General features: G+C 43.3%; 22 protein-coding genes. 17 read left to right on the top strand and 5 right to left on the bottom strand.

Features of this window, described 5'->3' with window-relative positions; translation table 11 throughout:
• Positions 1 to 108: 108 nt before the first annotated feature.
• The 16 genes from rbr to JEY82_RS08810 all read left to right on the top strand — a co-directional run bounded on the left by rbr (position 109) and on the right by JEY82_RS08810 (position 13,833).
• Positions 109 to 684 carry a rubrerythrin gene (gene rbr / locus JEY82_RS08885; RefSeq protein WP_092157770.1) on the top strand — a complete coding sequence of 192 codons (576 nt, stop codon included), beginning with the start codon at positions 109 to 111 and terminating at the stop codon, positions 682 to 684.
• Positions 685 to 711: 27 nt separating this feature from the next.
• A complete protein-coding gene (locus tag JEY82_RS08880; RefSeq protein ID WP_304085065.1) occupies positions 712 to 1,095 on the top strand; it encodes a desulfoferrodoxin in 384 nt (127 codons plus the stop codon).
• Between the two features lie 26 nt (positions 1,096 to 1,121).
• Positions 1,122 to 1,301: a rubredoxin gene (locus JEY82_RS08875; protein WP_304085064.1), complete on the top strand. Its 180-nt coding sequence runs from the start codon at positions 1,122 to 1,124 to the stop codon at positions 1,299 to 1,301.
• A 32-nt stretch (positions 1,302 to 1,333) separates the two neighbouring features.
• Entirely contained in the window at positions 1,334 to 1,492 is a 159-nt protein-coding gene (gene rd / locus JEY82_RS08870) for a rubredoxin (RefSeq protein WP_304085063.1), read from the top strand.
• Positions 1,493 to 1,585: 93 nt separating this feature from the next.
• A complete protein-coding gene (locus JEY82_RS08865; RefSeq protein WP_304085062.1) occupies positions 1,586 to 2,788 on the top strand; it encodes an FprA family A-type flavoprotein in 1,203 nt (400 codons plus the stop codon).
• A gap of 61 nt (positions 2,789 to 2,849) precedes the next feature.
• Positions 2,850 to 3,548, top strand: a complete 699-nt coding sequence (locus JEY82_RS08860) for a DVU0298 family protein (protein ID WP_304085061.1) — start codon at positions 2,850 to 2,852, stop codon at positions 3,546 to 3,548.
• A 27-nt stretch (positions 3,549 to 3,575) separates the two neighbouring features.
• Complete coding sequence (locus JEY82_RS08855; RefSeq protein ID WP_304085060.1) at positions 3,576 to 4,886, top strand: cytochrome ubiquinol oxidase subunit I; 1,311 nt, start codon at positions 3,576 to 3,578, stop codon at positions 4,884 to 4,886.
• A 36-nt stretch (positions 4,887 to 4,922) separates the two neighbouring features.
• On the top strand, positions 4,923 to 5,936 hold the full coding sequence (gene cydB, locus JEY82_RS08850; RefSeq protein WP_304085059.1) for a cytochrome d ubiquinol oxidase subunit II: 1,014 nt from the start codon (positions 4,923 to 4,925) through the stop codon (positions 5,934 to 5,936).
• Positions 5,937 to 5,970: 34 nt separating this feature from the next.
• Complete coding sequence (locus JEY82_RS08845) at positions 5,971 to 6,480, top strand: ferritin (RefSeq protein ID WP_304085058.1); 510 nt, start codon at positions 5,971 to 5,973, stop codon at positions 6,478 to 6,480.
• A gap of 474 nt (positions 6,481 to 6,954) precedes the next feature.
• Positions 6,955 to 7,527: a hypothetical protein gene (locus JEY82_RS08840; RefSeq protein WP_304085057.1), complete on the top strand. Its 573-nt coding sequence runs from the start codon at positions 6,955 to 6,957 to the stop codon at positions 7,525 to 7,527.
• A 63-nt stretch (positions 7,528 to 7,590) separates the two neighbouring features.
• On the top strand, positions 7,591 to 9,207 hold the full coding sequence (locus JEY82_RS08835) for a methyl-accepting chemotaxis protein (protein WP_304085056.1): 1,617 nt from the start codon (positions 7,591 to 7,593) through the stop codon (positions 9,205 to 9,207).
• A gap of 183 nt (positions 9,208 to 9,390) precedes the next feature.
• A complete protein-coding gene (locus JEY82_RS08830) occupies positions 9,391 to 10,500 on the top strand; it encodes an iron ABC transporter substrate-binding protein (RefSeq protein WP_304085055.1) in 1,110 nt (369 codons plus the stop codon).
• Between the two features lie 3 nt (positions 10,501 to 10,503).
• On the top strand, positions 10,504 to 11,571 hold the full coding sequence (locus JEY82_RS08825; protein WP_304085052.1) for an iron ABC transporter permease: 1,068 nt from the start codon (positions 10,504 to 10,506) through the stop codon (positions 11,569 to 11,571).
• On the top strand, positions 11,571 to 12,401 hold the full coding sequence (locus tag JEY82_RS08820; protein WP_304085070.1) for an ABC transporter ATP-binding protein: 831 nt from the start codon (positions 11,571 to 11,573) through the stop codon (positions 12,399 to 12,401). The genes JEY82_RS08825 and JEY82_RS08820 overlap by 1 nt, the downstream gene beginning before the upstream one ends.
• Positions 12,402 to 12,410: 9 nt before the next feature.
• Positions 12,411 to 13,022, top strand: coding sequence for an FmdE family protein (locus JEY82_RS08815; RefSeq protein ID WP_304085049.1), 612 nt, complete (start codon positions 12,411 to 12,413; stop codon positions 13,020 to 13,022).
• 67 nt (positions 13,023 to 13,089) lie between these two features.
• Positions 13,090 to 13,833, top strand: coding sequence for an ABC transporter substrate-binding protein (locus JEY82_RS08810; RefSeq protein WP_304085046.1), 744 nt, complete (start codon positions 13,090 to 13,092; stop codon positions 13,831 to 13,833).
• Positions 13,834 to 13,909: 76 nt separating this feature from the next.
• On the opposite strand, the gene JEY82_RS08805 is transcribed toward JEY82_RS08810, so the two are convergent.
• The 5 genes from JEY82_RS08805 to arfB form a co-directional block, all read right to left on the bottom strand.
• Positions 13,910 to 16,945: an efflux RND transporter permease subunit gene (locus JEY82_RS08805; protein ID WP_304085043.1), complete on the bottom strand. Its 3,036-nt coding sequence runs from the start codon at positions 16,943 to 16,945 to the stop codon at positions 13,910 to 13,912.
• Entirely contained in the window at positions 16,942 to 18,051 is a 1,110-nt protein-coding gene (locus tag JEY82_RS08800) for an efflux RND transporter periplasmic adaptor subunit (protein WP_304085040.1), read from the bottom strand. The genes JEY82_RS08805 and JEY82_RS08800 overlap by 4 nt, the downstream gene beginning before the upstream one ends.
• Before the next feature lie 65 nt (positions 18,052 to 18,116).
• Complete coding sequence (locus JEY82_RS08795; RefSeq protein ID WP_304085037.1) at positions 18,117 to 18,698, bottom strand: TetR/AcrR family transcriptional regulator; 582 nt, start codon at positions 18,696 to 18,698, stop codon at positions 18,117 to 18,119.
• Between the two features lie 58 nt (positions 18,699 to 18,756).
• Positions 18,757 to 19,329, bottom strand: coding sequence for an OmpA family protein (locus JEY82_RS08790; protein WP_304085035.1), 573 nt, complete (start codon positions 19,327 to 19,329; stop codon positions 18,757 to 18,759).
• A gap of 105 nt (positions 19,330 to 19,434) precedes the next feature.
• A complete protein-coding gene (gene arfB / locus JEY82_RS08785) occupies positions 19,435 to 19,851 on the bottom strand; it encodes an alternative ribosome rescue aminoacyl-tRNA hydrolase ArfB (protein WP_304085033.1) in 417 nt (138 codons plus the stop codon).
• Between the two features lie 113 nt (positions 19,852 to 19,964).
• Between arfB and JEY82_RS08780 the strand changes: the two genes are divergently transcribed.
• Entirely contained in the window at positions 19,965 to 20,324 is a 360-nt protein-coding gene (locus JEY82_RS08780) for a NifB/NifX family molybdenum-iron cluster-binding protein (protein ID WP_304085031.1), read from the top strand.
• The last annotated feature ends 3 nt before the right edge of the window (positions 20,325 to 20,327 follow it).

Genomic DNA, 20,327 nt, shown 5'->3' with positions numbered 1-20,327 from the left:
GAATTAGTCATTTGCTTCTCCTGTTAAAGTCAGGATAGCGGCTTAACCGTGTGTCCACAATATTGTAGCAGGATCAGAATCTAAAAATAAGATCAAAGGAGAAACATCATGGCTGGATTAAAAGGATCTCGTACCGAAAAGAATATACTGACTGCTTTTGCCGGTGAATCACAGGCCCGCAATCGCTACACATATTTTGCTTCACAGGCAAAAAAAGAAGGCTTCGTTCAGATTTCTAAAATTTTTGAAGAAACTGCTAATCAAGAAAAAGAACACGCTAAACGTCTGTTCAAACTTCTTGAAGGCGGAGATGTAGAAGTAACTGCAGCTTTCCCTGCCGGAATTGTCGGAACTACAGCTGAAAACCTCATGGCTTCTGCCGCCGGTGAAAAAGAAGAATGGGAACACATGTACCCTTCTTTTGCTAAAATTGCAGAGGAAGAAGGGTTCACATCAATTGCCGCCATCTTTAAAGCTATCGCTGTTGCAGAAGAATTTCACGAAAAACGTTATGTAGCCCTTGCTAAAAATATTGAAGACGGTAAGGTTTTTGAAAAAGATACCTGCGTGGTATGGCAGTGTCAGAATTGCGGCTACACTCGCGAGGGCAAAGAAGCTCTTAAACAGTGTCCAGCATGTGCCCATCCACAGGCCCACTTTCAGCTTGTTTGTGAAAATTACTAATTTTTAACCCCTGCAACGGAGAGTACAATGGCCCAATTATTTGAAGTCTACAAATGCGAAGCTTGCGGTAATATCACAATGGTTATGCATGCCGGTCCCGGCAACCTCGTTTGCTGCGGAGCGGACATGAAACTCATCACTGAAAACACCGTTGACGCAGCAAAAGAAAAACATGTTCCCGTCATTGAAAAAATTGAAGGCGGATATAAAGTTAAAGTCGGCTCTGTTGCTCATCCAATGGACGAAAAACATTACATTGAATGGATTGAACTTGTTTCAGAAAACGATCGCTACCTGAAAAAACTCAATCCGGGCGATACTCCCGAAGCTGATTTCTGTGGCTGTAAATTCGGTTCCGCTCCTGTTGCCGCCCGCGCATACTGTAACCTGCACGGCCTCTGGAAAGCTTAACCCTTATTAAAAAAGAGGATATTAAAATGGCTGAACCAAGCGAAATGTACCAATGCCAGGTGAGCAACTGCGGTTATATTTACAACCCTGACAAAGGGGATAAAAAAGGCAAAATCGCAAAAGGAACACAATTTAAAGATCTTCCTGAAGATTGGAAATGCCCTATTTGCGGAGCCACTAAAAAATCTTTTAAGCCCCTTGCTTAATCTACCTTTAATAATTGAACGGAGTTTTTAAAATGAAATACGTATGCACTATTTGTGGTTGGGTTTACGATCCTGCTGTTGGTGATCCTGATGGCGGAATTGCTGCAGGAACGGAATTTAAAGATATTCCGGAAGATTGGGAATGTCCTGTCTGCGGAGCATCCAAAGACGATTTCGAACCTGAGTCTTAAGACTCCTCGATTTTTAATTAGCATCATTTACACAGAAAGCCGGGAAAATCCCGGCTTTCTATCTTAAACTTCTAAACGTAGTAGGGATTAAAAGTGAGACCTGTTGAAATTAAAGAAGGAATACATTGGGTAGGAGCTGTTGATTGGAATTGCCGCAACTTTCATGGCTATGCTCTGTCTTCCAAAGGCACAACATACAATGCCTTTTATATTGATGATGATAAAAAAGTCCTAGTTGATACAGTTCCGGCTGCATTTGAAAGTCAGTTTCTTTGTTCTGTCTCCAACCTGACTGAACTTGAAAAGATCGACTACATTGTTGTTAACCACCTTGAACCAGATCACTCAGGCTGCCTCGCCCGCATGGTTGAACTTTGCAAACCTGAGAAAATTTTCATTTCTCCCATGGGAGCCAAGGCTCTCAAAACATTCTTTGACTGCGAAGACTGGCCTATAGTTGTTGCAAATTCCGGAGATGAAATATCTCTGGGTAAAAAAACTCTTCGTTTTTACGAAACCAAAATGCTGCACTGGCCTGACAACATGTTCACCTTCATTCCTGAAGCAAAAATGCTCATCTCAAGTGATGCTTTCGGACAGAACTGGGCAACCAGCGAAAGATTCGTGGATGAAGTCAGCAAAGAGAAAGTATCTGACCTCATGGCTCAGTACTATGCCAACATCGTTAATCCTTATTCATCCAAGGTCCTGAAGACTCTTGAATTCTTCGGAGAACTGAACCTCGACATCGACATGCTCTGCCCTGATCACGGTTTGATATTCAGAGGCGAAGATGTTGGATTCGCTCTTGGAAAATACGCAGAATACGCAGCACAAAAAACCACAAACAAAGCTGTTATCTTTTACGATACCATGTGGAAATCCACAGAAAACATGGCAATTGCAATCGCTTCCGGTATCGCAGACGAAGGTGTCAGCGTTAGACTTATGAACGTTAAGGCTAACCACCACAGCGATGTCATGTCCGAAGTTTTTGACGCGGGCGCAGTCATTATAGGCTCCCCTACTCATAACAACGGAATTCTCCCCGGAATGGCTGATGTTCTGACTTACGTGAAAGGGTTGAGACCTCAGAACAAAATAGGTGCTTGTTTCGGTTCATTCGGCTGGAGTGGAGAATGCGTCAAGATTCTCAAAGACTGGCTGGAAAAAATGAACATGGACATCATTGAGCCTAATATTAAAGTTAAAAACCGCCCGAATCATAAATCCTTTGAGGAATGTTATGAACTTGGCCGCGAAATCGCAAAAGCTGTAAAAGCTAAAAACGCCTAATTATCAGGCAACCAACGGGCGGAACACCTGTTCCGCCCGTACAACAAGGAGATCAAACTTCATGGCAGTTGGACGGCAGGTAAAAAAAGCGGTCATAACGGCCCTTGCAGATGAAAACTGGGAACAGAAAATTTCTGAACTCATGAAAGATCATCCTATGCAAACCCTCATCGCCCCTCTTTTTTCCTCTCTTTGTGCTCCTTCTGAAATTGTCCGCTGGCACGGAATTTCATCCTTCGGACAAGTGGTTGACCGAATGTTTGCAGAAGATGCTGCGCGAGCCAGAATAGTCATGCGCAGAATAATGTGGATGCTCAACGAAGAATCGGGCGGATGCGGATGGGGCGTACCTGAAGCAATGGGCGAAATTACAGCTTCAAACAAAGTTCTGGCTGATGAATATGGCAGAATCCTTCTCAGCTATATCCATGAAGAGGAAGGAAAACCTGAAAACTATCTTGAGTTTACCTTGCTGCTTCGAGGGGCCATTTGGGGAGTTGCCAGACTTGCACAAAACAGACCTGATATCGTCAAACCAGCGACCGACGATCTAATCAAATTTCTTGGCAGTAGCGACCCTGCGCTTGTCGGAATTGCCTGCTGGGCCCTCGGGGGGCTTAAAGCTGAGAGGGCTGTAGCACAGCTTGAAAAAATCACAGACAGGCAAACTTCTATTAATATTTATAAAGATCGATTGCTACAATCTGTGGCTGTCGGACAATTGGCGCAAGAGGCCCTCGAAAAAATTTCCGGGGAATAATTGTAACTCTGAACAAGGAGAGGAATGATGGATGTTCTTATGCTGTCAAGGCTTCAATTCGCCATGGCAACTATGTTCCACTTCATTTTTGTGCCCCTTACTTTAGGTCTTTCCGTAATGATTGCCATCATGGAAACCTACTATGTGCGCACCGGAAAAGAAGTTTACCTGCGGATGACTAAATTCTGGGGAAAGTTGTTTGTCATTAACTTTGTTCTCGGAATAGTAACCGGACTAACCCTTGAATTTCAGTTCGGAACCAACTGGTCCCGCTACTCAATATATGTTGGTGACATCTTTGGTTCATTACTGGCGATTGAAGCCACCGTCGCCTTTTTTATGGAATCAACTTTCATAGCTGCATGGATTTTCGGATGGAAAAAACTTTCCGCTAAAATGCACTGTGCCTGTATATGGATTGTTGCAATTGCCTCAAATATTTCGGCTATATGGATTATTCTTGCCAACGGCTGGATGCAGAATCCTGTAGGATATGTAATCCGTAACGGACGCGCAGAACTCGACGATTTTGCTGCAGTACTTTCAAATCCTTTCGGGTGGTCACAATTTCTTCACAACGGCTTCGGCGCCTTCGTTGTTGCCGGATTCTTCCTCATGGGGGTCAGTGCCTACCATCTGCTTCGCAAAAATGAAGTTGAATTCTTCACCAAGTCATTCAAAATGGGCATAATTTGTGCTTTCATATTCTCCATCGCGGTTGCGGTGCAGGGGCACGGACACGCACAGGAAGTCGCACACAAACAGCCTGCCAAACTTGCTGCAATGGAAGCTCTCTGGGACTCAACAGACAGCGCTCCCATGTACCTTCTTGCAATGCCTGATGAAGAAAAAGAAAAAAACGCAGTTGAACTTTTCGGAATCCCCGGCGGACTTAGCTTCTTAGCTTTCAACTCCTTTGATGCTCCTGTTAAAGGACTCAAAGAATGGCCGAAAGAAGACCGTCCTCCCGTTTTGGTTACTTTCCTTTCCTTCCGCTTAATGGTCGGGCTAGGGTCACTCTTCCCCCTCCTCTGCATCTGGGCTTGGACAAAGAGAAAAAATCTGGTTGAAAACAGACTGCTGCTTCGCGTCATGCTTTACGCAATCCCCCTTCCCTACATTGCCATATGGGCAGGATGGGCTGTTGCGGAGGTCGGAAGACAACCGTGGATTGTATACGGCATAATGAAGACCAGCGATGCGGTTTCTCCCATCGTGACAAGTCAGGTCGCATTCTCTTTCATCGGGCTTACTTTACTTTACACCATGCTCGGTGCCTGTGAAATATTCCTGCTGACCAAGTTTGCACGCAAAGGCCCTGAACCAACGAAGGCTTAAGAGCTTTAATAAACTCTGCAAGTCAAGGAGATTAATATGCTGGAAACTATATGGTTCTTATTATGGGGAGTACTCTGGGCCGTCTATTTCATGCTCGATGGGTATGATCTGGGACTAGGGTCAGTGATGCCTTTTCTCGCCAAAAGCGAAAAAGATAAAAAAACAATTTATAATTCAATGGGCCCCTTCTGGGATGGTAACGAAGTTTGGCTGGTCACAGCGGGCGGAGTAACCTTCGCAGCTTTCCCGAAAGCTTATGCTGTAATGTTCAGCGGACTATACACAGCTCTGATGCTTCTGCTTATGGCGCTTATTCTTCGCGGCGTAGCATTTGAATTCAGAGGACTGGTTGAATCCGACTGGTCACGCAAATTCTGGGATGGCGCTATGGTCGTCGGCAGTGCGCTTCCGGGACTTCTTCTGGGTGTTGCTTTCGCCAACATATTCCAGGGAATTCCAATCAATGCAGAAGGTGTTTTTCAAGGCGGCCTGCTGACTCTGCTGAACCCTTACGGACTCGCAGGCGGAGTGCTGTTTGTACTTCTATTCGCAATACACGGATGTTTATGGCTGGCAGTACGAACGACAGGTGATCTGAATGCACGCGCAGGCAACCTTGCGGCTGCAATCTGGCCTTTCTTAGTTGCTGTATATGCTGCTTTTCTGGCCCTCACCGGCCTCTACACCAAGCTGCTCAGCAACTATCTGACAAACCCGATCCTACTGTTAATCCTGCTCATTCCAATCTTTGCAATCGTTATGGTCAGAACATACATATCGACTCAAAAATGGTGGCTGGCTTGGACCTGCTCCGCAGCACTCATTTTCTCCACAACAATGTTCGGAATTATCGGACTGTTTCCGGCCCTGCTGCCTTCAAGCATCAATCCGGCTTTCTCGATTACCATTCACAACGCCGCTTCAAGTCAATTGACCCTTAAAATCATGCTGACCGTGGCTCTGACAATGGTACCTCTTGTAATCGCTTATCAGTTCTGGATGCATAAGATTTTTGCAACCAAAATTACTGATGAAGATATCGGCTACTAAACAACAATTTAAAATAAATACGGAGACTTAATAAATGTCTAATAAAGTTCTTGAAAAAGCTCTCAATGAGCATCTAAACGCTGAAATGTACTCAGCCTATCTCTATCTTTCCATGTCCGCTTACTTCAGCGACACCGGACTTAGCGGTTTTGCAAACTGGATGAGAGTACAGGCTAAAGAAGAACAGTTTCACGCCATGAAATTCTACGATTACATCAACGAACGCGGCGGAAAAGTTCTACTGACAGCTATTGAAGCTCCACAGCAGGACTGGGCCAGCCCACTTGAAGCTGTGCAGGCTGTTCTTGAGCATGAAAAGAAAGTAACCGCACTTATCAACGGCCTTGTTGATCTTGCTATTGATGAAAGAGATCACGCAACAAACATCTTCCTGCAATGGTTCGTAACTGAGCAGGTTGAAGAAGAAGATAACGTTAACGAAATTCTGAACAAGCTCAAGCTTGCCGGAACTCAAGGAAACGGTATGTTCATGCTTGATAAGGATCTTGCAGCACGCGTTTTCACTGCTCCGACTGCGGCATAAGTTTAATTTAAAAGACCATACGTAATTAAATCCCCTTGAGGCTTAATGCTTCAGGGGGATTTTTTTTACAAACTGGGACTAGGAATCATAATATTTATGAAAAGGAATTATTATTTCCAATCAACGCGGCAAATAGCCCCATTATTTAGCAATATATAATTTCTAATTTAACCGACTCATGCTAGCGCTATAAACGGTATCAATTCTTACTATACTTTTTTAAAAAAGTGTTAAAAAAAATATTCTAACTAACAAGAAATTCTATCAACATCCAATAACTATAAGGTAATAAACGTGAAAAATCTATCTATCGGTTTAAAATTAGCTGTCGGATTTGGTGCAGTATTGTTGATGTTACTGACATCTGGAGGAGTAGCCTACCACTACCTCTCAGAGAATCTCGACTCATTCAATTAATATCGAGGACTTGCTAATGACACCAATTTAATGGGCCGGGTTCAGGCCAATCTACTTATGGTAAGAATGAATGTTAAAGACTTTCTTATCACTGACAGCCAAAAAGATATTGATGAATACAATCAGTATATGACTCAAACTGATAAGTTCATGGGGCAATCCCTTAAAGAGATCAAGAACCCTGAACGAACACACTTGGTAAAAGAGGCCAGTAGTCTTCTTGCGAAATACAACCAGCAATTTGGGGCTGTAAAAAACATTCAAAACCAGCGCAATGAGCAGGTTGAAAACCTTAACCGCGATGGGCCTGAAATTGAACATAAATTAACTGAAATCATGCAGTCCGCAAACACTGATGGCGATATTACTGCAGCATATTATGCAGGCCGGGCACTTAGAAATTTATTATTGGCCCGTTTGTATGTGAGTAAATTTTTACAGGATAATCAACAGGGTACCATTGACCGCGTTCATTCAGAGTTTGAAGGCTTTATGGAAGAATATCAAACACTTGACCGTGAAGTAGATAATGTAAATCGACGTAAATTACTTGGGGAAATTAAAATTCTGAAGAGTAATTATGCTGCATCTTTTGATATTGTTACCAAGCTGATTTTTAAACGAAACTAAATAGTTAAAAAGCAACTTGATAAATGGGGACCAGTTATTGCCAAAGATCTTGAACAGAGCAAATTGTCTGTTAAAAAAGATCAGGACATCTTAGGCCCCAAAGTACAAGCTCAAAGTGAAAACGGCCAAAACATGGTAGGTATTTTATCACTTATCGCTACGATCGTAGGATTATTTGCAGCGATACTTATTACGCGAGCCATTGCTAAACCCTTGGGTTCTGCAACACAACTAGCTCTAGCTGTTGCCAAAGGTGATTTTTCCAAAACCATTGATATTAACCAAAAAGATGAAGTCGGCATCATCTGTAACGCCCTTGTGTCAATTAAAGATGCTGTTTCTGATGCGGCTGATGAAGTTGAACAAATTATTATTAAGGTTGAGCATGGCGATTTGTCTGCTACTGGTGATTCCTCAACTTATTCCGGAGCTTTTGCAGACCTTGTTAAGGGCGTAAATTCTCTTGTTGCTACATACAGCGGCTTTATGAATCAACTGCCCGTGGGTATAATGACTATGGCTCCTGACCATAAAATTACCTATCTTAACAAAACAGCTCAAGAGATTGCTGACTCTCCTTCTTTTAAAGGAAAAATCTGTAGCGATCTTTATAATACCGATGATTGTAACACAGAAAACTGTGCTAGCGATCGCTGTATGAAATCGAAAAAACCAGCTAGTTCAGAAACAAAAGCCAGCACCAAAAGCGGTTCTTATGAAATTAGCTATACCTCAGTCCCATTGCTTTCCCGAGCAGGAGATGTGACCGGAGCTCTAGAAATTCAGATTGACCAAACTGAGATTAAGACAGCACAGAAGACTATGCTTGAAGTTGCTAGACAGGCTGATGAGATTGCAGACCGGGTTGCTTCGTCTTCCGAAGAATTGTCTGCGCAAATTGAACAAGTCAGTCAAGGAGCTGGAGTTCAACAGCAAAGAGTCAGTGAAACTGCAACAGCTATGGAAGAAATGAATGCCACTGTTTTGGAAGTTGCTAAAAATGCAAGCTTGGCCACAGAACAATCAAATAAATCTAAAGATAAAGCTGATGAAGGGGCTGAACTGGTAAACAGGGTGGTGGATTCTATCAATCAGATCAATGACATAGCTCGTAAATTACAAGAAAATATGCAGACGTTGGATCAGCGTGCTGAATCCATAGGCAGTGTTATGACAGTGATCACAGACATTGCTGATCAGACCAACCTTCTTGCTCTTAATGCGGCTATTGAAGCAGCTCGAGCCGGTGAAGCCGGTCGTGGGTTTGCCGTTGTCGCTGATGAAGTTCGTAAATTAGCAGAAAAGACTATGGCCGCCACGACCGAAGTCGGTGAAAATATTAAAACAATCCAGTCAGCGACACAAACCAACGTTCAAAATGTCAATCTTGCGGTTGAAAGCATCAGCCAAGCTACCGAGCTGGCTGAAGAGTCCGGACAGGCTTTGGGACAGATTGTAACTCTGTCTACCGATTCCTCTGATTTGATAAGTGGTATTGCTACTGCAGCAGAACAACAATCGGCAACAAGTGACGAGATCAACAGGGCTATTGACGAAGTTAATCAAGTTGTGACTGAAACCACTGATGGAATGGTTCAGTCCTCAGAAGCAGTTCAGGATTTGGCTCAAATAGCTCTTGAGTTAAAGACAGTTCTTTCAAATCTTACAAAGAGCAATTAAGAATTAATTACTTTCAGATTAAAAAATCCCTGAGACATCATGTTTCAGGGATTTTTTTATGCTTTTGAACACTTCTCTCGCCCTCCCATCCTTGACACGATTTTATATTATGTATACGTCTAACGTGCAATTATACTTGATATATCCACACTAAAAGACTCCAAATTTAAATTAGAGGTGTACATGAATAAGCTCCTATTGGTTCTTCTGACAGCACTAACCTCACTTTGTATGTCCCTACCTGCTTATGCAGGAACAAGAACGATCACAGACATGGCCGGACGCACCGTTGAAATTCCTGATAAAGTTGATAAGGTTATCTGCTCAGGGCCGGGATGCTTACGCTATCTTACTTATCTTCAGGGACAGGGGCTTATTGTCGGAGTCGACAGCATTGAAAAAAGGAAAAGCAGATTTGATTCGCGTCCATACGCAATGGCTAATCCGCAGTTTAAAGATAAACCACTCTTCGGCGAATTCAGGGGACACGACAATCCGGAACTGATTCTATCCCTTGAACCGCAACCACAGGTTATTTTCAAAACATATAAAGGAATGGGCTTCGATCCTGACAAATTGCAGGAAAAAACCGGAATACCAGTGATTTGCCTAGCATACAGCAGCATCGCAACCAAAAGGCAGTTGATCTACAACTCACTCAAACTTATGGGTGATGTTGTCGGCAAATCTGAGAGAGCGGAAAAAATCTGTAATTTCATCGAAAAAAACATCAATGACCTGGAAAAGAGAACTGCGGACGTTCCTGAATCACAGCGCAAATCCTGCTACGTAGGCGGAATTGCAAAAAAAGGGCCTCACGGATTTCAATCCACTGAACCGGCCTATCCTCCTTTTCTCTTCGTTAATGCTAAAAACGTAGCCTGTCCGCCGGAAGAACAGGGCAAACCATTGCAACATGCAAATGTTTCAAAAGAACAGATTGTAGCGTGGAATCCTGAAATTTTATTTATGGACATCTCAACCTGCCAGCTTGGTGATGAAGCAAGCGCCATTAATGAACTTAAAACTGATCCCGTTTACAAGAGCCTTGATGCCGTGATTAATGATCAGGTTTATACAGTTCTTCCTTATAACTGGTATTCGCGGAATTACGGTTCAATAATCGCAGATGCTTTTTATGTTGGTAAAGTTCTTTACCCTGAAAAATTTGCGGACATTGATCCTAAAGTTAAAGCCGATGAAATTTACAGTTTCATGGTCGGAAAGCCCGTATTTAATGAGATGGATAATGCCTTTAAAGAAAAAGCATTCGACAAGCTGGTTTTGAGGTAGTCAATGCACTTTAATGACGGACAAATCCCGCCGGAGTATGCAAAACATATTAGGCGCAAGTCTTTATTCATTGTCGCCGGATTCGTTATCACTGCGATAGTATTTACTTCGTCCATCGGAATGGGACCTGTTTCTATATCAATTTCGGAAACGCTTCGTACTCTGTTTGGAGAAACTATTTCCAAACGATTCGATCTCATAATATGGAATATCAGACTGCCCCAAGCCCTCACAGCAATTGCTGCAGGGGCGGGGCTTTCTGTTTCCGGCGCAGTAATGCAGGCGATTCTCCGAAATCCTCTAGGTTCACCTTTCACCTTGGGGATTTCACATGCGGCGGCTTTCGGCGCCGCTGTATCTGTCATGATCCTCGACCTTGGAACCATGGCCAGCTCAAACGTTGGCGCAGTGACTATTAACAGCCCCTACTTAACGACAGCAGTTGCATTCTCTTTCAGCCTGATTGCCACCTTTGCGATCATTGCAATATCGCGGCTTCGTCGGGCTACGCCCGAAGTAATGGTTCTCACAGGGGTTGCCTTGGGAGCGCTATTCACAGCCGGAACCATGTTTCTGCAATACTTTGCAGATGATGTTCAGCTGGCGGCCATGGTTTTCTGGACTTTCGGCGACGTTGCCAGAGCAACATGGACCGAGCTTGGAATAATAAGCGTAGTAACTTTCATTGCCTATATATGGTTCACCCTGAATCGTTGGAATTTCAATGCAATTGAAGCTGGCGACGAAACAGCAAAAGGTCTGGGTGTAAAAGTCGAACGTATAAGACTTACAGGGATGCTGCTGGCCTCGCTTGTGACCTCCGTAATCGTTTCCTTTCTGGGGATTATTGGATTTGTAGGGCTCGTCTGTCCACACATGGTCAGACGTATGGTCGGGGATGATTATAGGTTTCTGCTTCCGGGATCATGCCTGCTCGGAGCCGCCCTGCTCTTAACAGCGGACACTGCCGCCCGTCTTATGCTCGCACCAAACGTACTGCCTGTGTCCGTGCTGACAGCCTTCCTAGGCGCGCCGGTCTTTATCTGGCTGATAATAAGGGGGAATAAATGATAAACCTCAAAGTAAACGGCCTTAATTTCAACTACAACGGAACTTCGATTCTCGAAGAAATTAATTTTTCCGTAGATAAGGGCGAACTTCTTGCTATTCTCGGTCCCAACGGAGCGGGGAAAACAACCTTACTCAAATGCCTGAACGCCATCCACAAGCCCGAACAGGGTTGTGTTCTCATTAAGGAACAGGATGTGTTTAAACTCAGTTCAGACGATATAGCAAAACTGCTGGGCTATGTTCCGCAGCGGGTTGAACCTGCACGGCTGAGTGTCTTCGATGCGGTCCTTATGGGGCGCAAACCACATATAAAATGGCGGGTCCGCGACCACGACATCTGCATTGTGGATGCGGCATTAAAAAGGCTTTCTTTATGCCATCTATCGCTAAGATATATTGATCAACTAAGCGGCGGAGAACTGCAAAAAGTCAGCATTGCGCGAGCCCTTGTTCAGGAGCCGGAAGTTCTTTTATTGGATGAACCCACCAGCAGTCTTGATCTTAAAAACCAGTTGGAAATTCTGCGAACCGTCAGAGGAGTTGTGAAAGGGCACATGGTTTCAGCCATTATGACCATGCACGACCTGAATACAGCACTACGCTACGCCGACAAATTCATTTTTCTCAAAGACGGAACTATCTACGGATGCGGCGCAACTGAATGTGTCACACCGGAAATGATCGAAGCGGTATACGGAGTACCTGTTGAAATTGAAATCAGAAACGGATGTCCCGTTATTCATCCCATTGAAGATTTAAACGCAATCGACCACAGCCATACGCACAGCCACAACCATGTACACGCAAATGCCGCAATTCATAACCAATAGGAACTACAAATGAATAATTTTTTCAGCTCTGAAACAATTAAAAGAGTTATAGAATTCCACGGTCACCAGTGCCCCGGACTGGCTGTAGGTATTCGTGCATCAGAACTGTGTTTAAACAAACTGGGACATAACAAGGATTCCTCGCTTGTAGCAATTTGTGAAACAGATATGTGCGGAGTGGATGCAATCCAGTTTCTCACCGGATGCTCAGTAGGAAAAGGCAACCTGCTCTTTAAAGATCACGGAAAAATGGCTTTTACGTTTTTCAGACGTGAAGACGGCGAAGGTTTCAGAGCATTGCTGAATCCCGAATTTCTGGAAAAAAGCAGAGAGAAAATGAACAGACTGATGAAGGCTTCTTCCGATGGTACGGCAACAGACGAAGAGGAAAGACAATGTACAGCTGTTCGGTCTGAAGTAGAAACCCAATATTTGGAAGCAGATCTTGAAGAAATGTTCATTCTAGATAAACCGCAAATAAATATGCCCCGCCCTGCCAAAATTCTGCAATCACTTAACTGTGACAATTGCGGTGAACAATTGATGGAATCGCGCTCAAGAAGATTCTCAGGGCAGACACTGTGCATCCCCTGTTTTACAAACGTTGAGCAGAAAATCTGATCTATCACTTGACCCTCATAATAGAGATAGCGCATATAATATAGTATATCTCTAATGAGGAGCCTTTATGAAAACTTCAACTTTTTTGATAATCATAATTCTGATCTTTAGTTCAACCTGCACGGCTACAGCTCAGCCTGCTAAAATAACTCTGGCGACACACAACCTGTGTCCCTATGGTTGCTACGATGAAAACGGGATATTTGATGGGTGCGCTGTAAGAGTGGTCAAGTATGCATTCAACAAAATGAATATCAAACTGAATATTGTTGTAGTTCCGTGGATCAGGGCGCAGCGTTTAGCCAAGGATGGGAAAGTTGACGGTTTTTTCGCAGCCTCTAAGAGTGAAGACCGTGACCAATATGGAGTGCAGTCCGCTATTATAGCTGAACAAAGATGGAACTGGTATATGCTTCAGGAAAATCCACTGGACCCAGCTTCTGAACACTTCAAAAAAAGAGCTACAGTAGCCAGTTTTCGAGGATCAAATATGCTCAAATGGCTTAAAGCGAACAACTACAATGCCACATCATCCCCACCCACCACAGAACATTTGCTTAACATGCTTTTGCTTAAACGCTTTGATGCCATGCTTGCAAACGATATGGTTATGACTGATAAAATCTTAAAACATAATATTCATAACCGCTTAAAAATTATAACTCTTTTAAGCAAGCCTCTAGGTGTTTATTTTTCTAAAAATTTCATAAATGAAAACCCGGATTTTCTGAGTCAATTCAATAAACATGTTGAAAAATATATGAAAGATCACCCGCTACCTCTGAACCTCTTCGCCTGTCCTTTACTTTAATGATTAATATTGCCAGGGCAATCAGCACAAAGCCTCCTGATATAAAAATATCAAGAGGCTTTGTTATATAATGAAGTTATGCAGGATTTTTTATTTTATAAAATACAGCATAAAGCACAGGAACTACGAGCAACGTAAGCACTGTTGCAAATGCAAGCCCCGACATAATAGTCACTGCCATTGCCGAGAAGAAAGCATCTGTCACAAGAGGCAGCATACCGAGAATAGTCGTAACTGCCGCCATTGCGACAGGCCGGATACGGCTTACACACGAATCGACAACGGCCATGTAGGGCTCCTTGCCTTCTTTAAGCTCAATATTGATCTGATCAAGCAACACAACCGCATTCTTAATAAGCATACCGGACAGACTCAAAAATCCGAGAAGAGCCATGAACCCGAAAGGCTCTCCCGTGAAAAGAAGTCCCACAGTAACACCGATGATAGACAACGGAACGGTCAGCCAGATAATAAGCGGAATCCGCAGGCAGTTGAAAAGCATTATGGTCACAAGGATCATAATTGCAAAAGGTAAAGGCAAACAGCCGCCTAAACTCGCTTGAGCGTCGGTCGAATCCTCATACTCTCCGCCCCATTCCATAGTATATCCGGCAGGTATTTTAATGGATTCAATTTGAGGTCTCAACTCATTAAATAAAACCGAAGGCAACCCTGAAACAGGCTCACAGGAAGCAGTAACCGTCAACATCCTATTTCTTGTTTTAAGCATTCCGTATTGCATTTCAGTGGCAAAACCTGAAACAATCTCTTCAACCGGAATCATACGCCCGGCAACAGGACTGAAGACCTGCACATCACCGATCTGCTCAACATTCAACCGCTCATTTTCAGGAGGACGCATGATAATCGGTAACAGTTTATCCCCTTCTCTGTAGACTCCGGCTCTTGCCCCGGAAAAGAACATATTCATAGCCCTTGCAAGGTCAGGGCGGGTAATCCCGGCGATTTTAGCCTGAGCTTCCATGATCACCGGAGTGAGGACTTTTACTTCCTGTCTCCAGTTATCTCTTATGGATTCAGCCTTGCCGGATTTAAGCATTACCTGCTGAGCTTCCCGTGAAAGATCACGAAGAACTTTCGTATCCGGACCGCTGAAACGAACCTCGAATGAAGCTTCTCGTCCCGGTCCGAGTTTAAACTTCTTAAATTTCGCTTCTGCTTCAGGATACAAGGCGTTGACCTCTTCTTTGTACTTGGTCATCACCTCGTCAACTGTACTATAATCTTTCACCTCGACTAAAATCATTCCATATGAAGAATTAGACTTTTCAGGTGCATAAGTAAGAATAAACCTAGGCGCACCTTCTCCGATAAAAGAAGTGATATTCTTAACCCTTTTATCCTGTTTAATAAAACGCTCAATCTCAGCAATATCATCACGAGTTGCTCTTACATCTGTGCCTTGCGGCAACCAGTAATGTATAAAAAAGCGAGGCTGAGTAGAATCAGGAAAGAAACTCTGCTTAACGAAACCGAAGCCGTAAATGGACGCAACCAACAACCCGCCAAGAACCAGCAGGGTAAAAGCTCTGCGCCTGAGACAAAACTCTAATACTTTTTTATACGCCCAGAATATAAAACCTTTATAAAGATCTCCACCTTCGCTGATCTTCGGTTTCAAAAACATTTCGCAAAGCAGCGGGGTAATAGTTACCGCCGTAATCCAGCTCATCATCAGAGAAATCAACAGAACTATGAACAAAGATCTACAAAATTCCCCAACACTATCCTGACTCATACCGATTCCGGCAAAAGCCAGAACGGCTATGACTGTCGCTCCAAGTAAAGGCCATTTATTCTGTTCCACTACATCGACAGCGGATTGAATCCTACGGCCACCCTTTTGATAACGAATCAGGATACCTTCGATAACAACAATTGCGTTATCTACAAGCATCCCCAAAGCGATGATGAGTGCCCCGAGCGAAATACGCTCCAAAGCGACCCCCGCCATCTGAATAAAAATGAATGATCCGCAAATTGTTATCAGTAGGACAGCTCCGATAAGAAGTCCGCTCTGCATCCCCATAAACAAAAGAAGTACAATGATAACAATAACTACAGCTTCACCAAGATTAAGAACAAATGAATTTACAGCGCCCTCAACCCTTTTCGGCTGGAAATAAATATTTTCTATGTTTATGCCAACCGGAGTTTCGCTCTTTAGTTCTTCAAGCTTAAGGTCTACAGCTTTCCCGAGATCAACCACATTGCTTGAAGGAATCATCGAAATACCCAGAGCAATCGCAGATTTTCCGTTGAAATGCATTACCCGTGACGGAGGATCCTGATAACCGCGATGAATGGTAGCGACGTCCTTAAGAGGAACAAGCCTTCCTCCCTTAACATCCCGTATAAACAAATCACCCAGATCTTCTACAGACTCAATCCCGCCCGTCGGAGCTATTTCAATATACTCGTTCCCGACCCGTACATTACCGGATTTAACAACCAGATTTCGTTCAGACAGCATTTTATAGACAGATTCAAGGGACAAACCCAGCTGAGCCATTCTCGCACGGGATATCTCAACAAAAACAGTTTCCAGACGTTCTCCCCAGATGGAAACCTTTGCCACATTATCAACCAGCAGCAATTCTTTACGCAAAAAACTGACATAGTCCTGAAGATCCTGCTGAGAATAGCCTTCTCCTGAAACCGAAAGCAGAATCCCGTAGACATCACTGAAGTCATCAATAACAAGGGAAGGTCCGGCTCCCGGAGGAAGAGCCCCCTGTGCGTCATTCACTTTTCTCCGCAACTCGTCCCAGACCTGCGGCAGAGTATTCTTGTCATATTTTTCTGCAACTTCAACCGTGACAATGGACTGCCCGCGATTGTTAATAGAAGTAACTTCTTTGAGCTGTTTTAACTGCTGAGCAGCACTCTCAATAACATCCGTCACTTCATCTGCAACTTCCGCAGGGGTCGCTCCCGGATAATTAGTTATAACCAACGCTTGTTTAATGGTGAATTCAGGATCTTCCAATCTGGACATATTTAGAAAAGCCATGATCCCGCCGAGAAAAAGAACCAGAGTCAAAACTATTGAGACAGTCTTCTTTTCAATTGTATACCTTGCCAGACTCATCCTCTGCTCCCGATTCTACCTTTAAGAACTTTAACTATCTGTCCTTCATATAGATAATTTACACCGGAAACGACCACGACTTCACCGGGATTGATTCCTTTATGAACCTCAAACATATCTTTAAAAATTCTACCAACTTCAATTTCACGCCTCTGAACACCACCATTACGGAATATCCAGACATACTTTTTATCACCGGGAGCGCCTAAAACAGCTGAAATAGGAATAGCCACAGACTTCACTCCATCAGCTTCGGGCATGCTGGCCACAACTTCAGCAGTCATACCGGGATGAATTGAAAATCCGTCAGGGTTTTCCATATTCAGCGTAACTTCATAGGTTTGCGTCTGAGGATTGGCCTTGGTCTGAAATTCTTTTACCCGCAACTTGAAAGTTTCTTCCTGATATGATTCAAACCGGGCTATAGCCTTTACATTCTCAACAGTCTTACCGCTGAATGCCCTTACCCACACAGCTTCAGGAATATCAATCACCACATCCAGAGTCGAAAGATCTTCGAGCTGGACAATAGTCTCTTTGGCCTGAATGTATTCATGATTATCAACAGATTTATAAGCAATCGTGCCGCTGAATGGTGCGGTTAAAACTGTATATTGAAGAGTCAGATTTGCCCTCATAAGCTCCTGCATAATTGAATTCATGCTAGCCCGGCTTGTTTCAAATGAGCTTTTTGCTGAATCAAAAGATGCTTGAGCAATGGTATCCGAATCAAGAAGTTTACGATTCCGCTCATAGTTTAATTCAGCTTCATTCAATATAGACCGCGCTCCGTTAAGCTTGGCCTGCAAATCCGCGACTGCAGCCTGAAAATCCCGTTGGTCAAGCGAGGCGATCGCCTGCCCCTTTTCCACATAATCGCCTTCTTTCACGTTAAAATGAACGATCTGTCCCGGGACTCTGAACGCAAGCCCGACTTCTCGCACAGCTTTCACTTTTCCAGGATACGTACGCAGTTCAGGACTTGTATTATTAGATATTTCCAAAACCCGAACAGGCCGGACAGGAAGTTCTTTTTTTACTTCTTCTTTACACCCCGGCAATAAAATCAGCATCGCCAGCAAAGTAAATATAATCATTTTATGCATAGTTTTTTCCTCTATGAATGGGCTAGAACTAATCAATCAGTTGATTAGTTAGTGGGTAAAAAAAATTATTTCCAGAGTTCCGGTGTTCCCAACCTTAAAATACTGGAAATGACACCTTTGTAAGTTTCCACCAATTCATCATTATCAATAAAAGTACCGCCACCAAGCAGGTAATCGGAAAAAATAATCCCCATTACCGCAGTAAAAGTAATATCTCGCACTATTTCAGGATGTTTAACACTTGAGCCCATTCGGGAAAGATGATTTGAAAAGTATTCCCACCCTGTGGCCTGCAACGTATCTCTTAAATCCTGTAAATCAGGACTGTCATGATTAAGCTCTCTGAGTCCGACCAGATAAACATCCCGGTTTTTACGGGCATTATCTATAAATCTTCTTACATTGTTATCACACAATTCATAATGATCTGCCGACTCGTCCATGGACTTCTTAACAACAGCCAAAACCAAATCGACAAAGGAAGAAAAAATCTCCCTGAGCAAACCGGTTTTACCTCCAAAGTAATAAGAAATCATAGCACTGTTGACCTCTGCCTCTCTGGCTATATCCCTGATTCCGACAGAGTTGAACGAACGCTCGGCGAACAACTTTGCGCCAGCGTTAAATATTTTCTCTTTCTTAGTCATGCGGTTCAACTAATCGGTTGATTAACTCTTGTCAACCATCTATTAAAATCCTGAAGGACTACCACTCAACCTTCGTTCCCTGTTTAGGTTTTGGCTCTTTAACGCCCTTTGTGCCTGTAGTATTTACCACTTCAACTCTGCGATTAAAGGCTTTGCCTTCTTTGGTGTCATTGGATATAAGCGGCTCATCCTCACCAATACCTTTGACTGATATCCTAGCCGGATTTATTTTGAACTTCTCAACAAGATACAACCGCACAGCCTCGGCCCTCTTAAGACTCAATTTACGATTATACTTTTTATCCCCGTCAGAATCTGTATGCCCTTTCAACAACACAGACATCGAACTCCCACGAGGCGAAATCATTGCAGCTCCCAGAGCGTTGGCAATAGGCAAGGCTTCTTTTTTAATCTTGGCGGAATTCACATCAAATTCTATTTTCAAATTAGCCCTGCCGATCATGCCGGAATTGGCTGTTAAACCATAAATATCACCCGCAGAGTCTGCGGGGCCGAGAAGCATTTCCAAGATCTGATCAGAATCGTTAGCAAAACCATCTTCCTGTGCATGCAGAGCGGAACCTGTCAGCAAAATTAACAAGCAACAAAAAGAACTTAATGCAGTTTTCATATGTTCCTCCATTTATATTTCCAAAATTACGTTTAAAAACATAGTAGCACGCAAAATATTATTTAAAAAACTATTCTTAACGAAGAACGGAGGTATTCCTTTCTTTTAATAATCAGGCTTTGAACGCTGCTTTTTAGTTGTCGCACGTTTATTTTTATTGTCCATCCGTTTACGCTTCGTAGAATTTGGAACTTTGGTTTTACGCCTTTGCTTGATTGGCTTTAATCCATCCGCCAAAATATTTTTAAAACGCTCAAGAGCTTCCTCTTTGTTGCGGAACTGGCTGCGATGTTCCTCGCACGATATCTGCAACTCACCTTTACTATTAACCTTATTCCCTATTTTTGAGAGAAGAGTCCTTTTTTGATAGTTGCTGAGGGATGCAGACTCTTGCAAATTAAAAATTAGAGTCACGCGTGAAGATGTTTTATTAACGTGCTGCCCCCCCGGACCGGAACTGCGGCTCGCAATAAAAATAATTTCGCTATCGGGTATAGACAATGCTTGTGTGATAGTTATCATAGCTTCGGCTGGATCGTTCTGTTTTATTTGTTAATTTAAGCAAATAAAGATTATATACAGATACAATATATGAATCTGTATTATTTTTACCTTTTTTTTCAGGAGACACAACTATGATAATTGCACTTCCCTCCAGAGATGGTCAAGTTGACGGGCACTTTGGTCATTGTGAGGCCTTTACAATTTTCACATTGGATGAAAATAATAATATTATTGCGGAAGAGCTTCTGACTCCTCCTCCAGGATGCGGTTGTAAATCCAACATCGTCCCCACACTTGCAGAGAAAGGCGTTACCGTCCTTCTGGCAGGAAATATGGGACAGGGAGCTGTTAACCTCTTGCAGGCCAGCAATATAAACGTTATCCGCGGTTGTAGCGGAGATCTGAAAGCTGCCGTAGCGCAGTGGGCAGAAGGAAACCTTACCGACTCAGCAACAGTTTGCGATGATCACGAGTCCTGCGGCAACCACTAAGCC

It is taken from the genome of Maridesulfovibrio ferrireducens, assembly GCF_016342405.1.
GTDB classification, from domain to species: domain Bacteria; phylum Desulfobacterota; class Desulfovibrionia; order Desulfovibrionales; family Desulfovibrionaceae; genus Maridesulfovibrio; species Maridesulfovibrio ferrireducens_A.
Note: the sequence above shows the minus strand (reverse complement) of the source record. Positions and strands in the feature narration are given on the sequence as shown.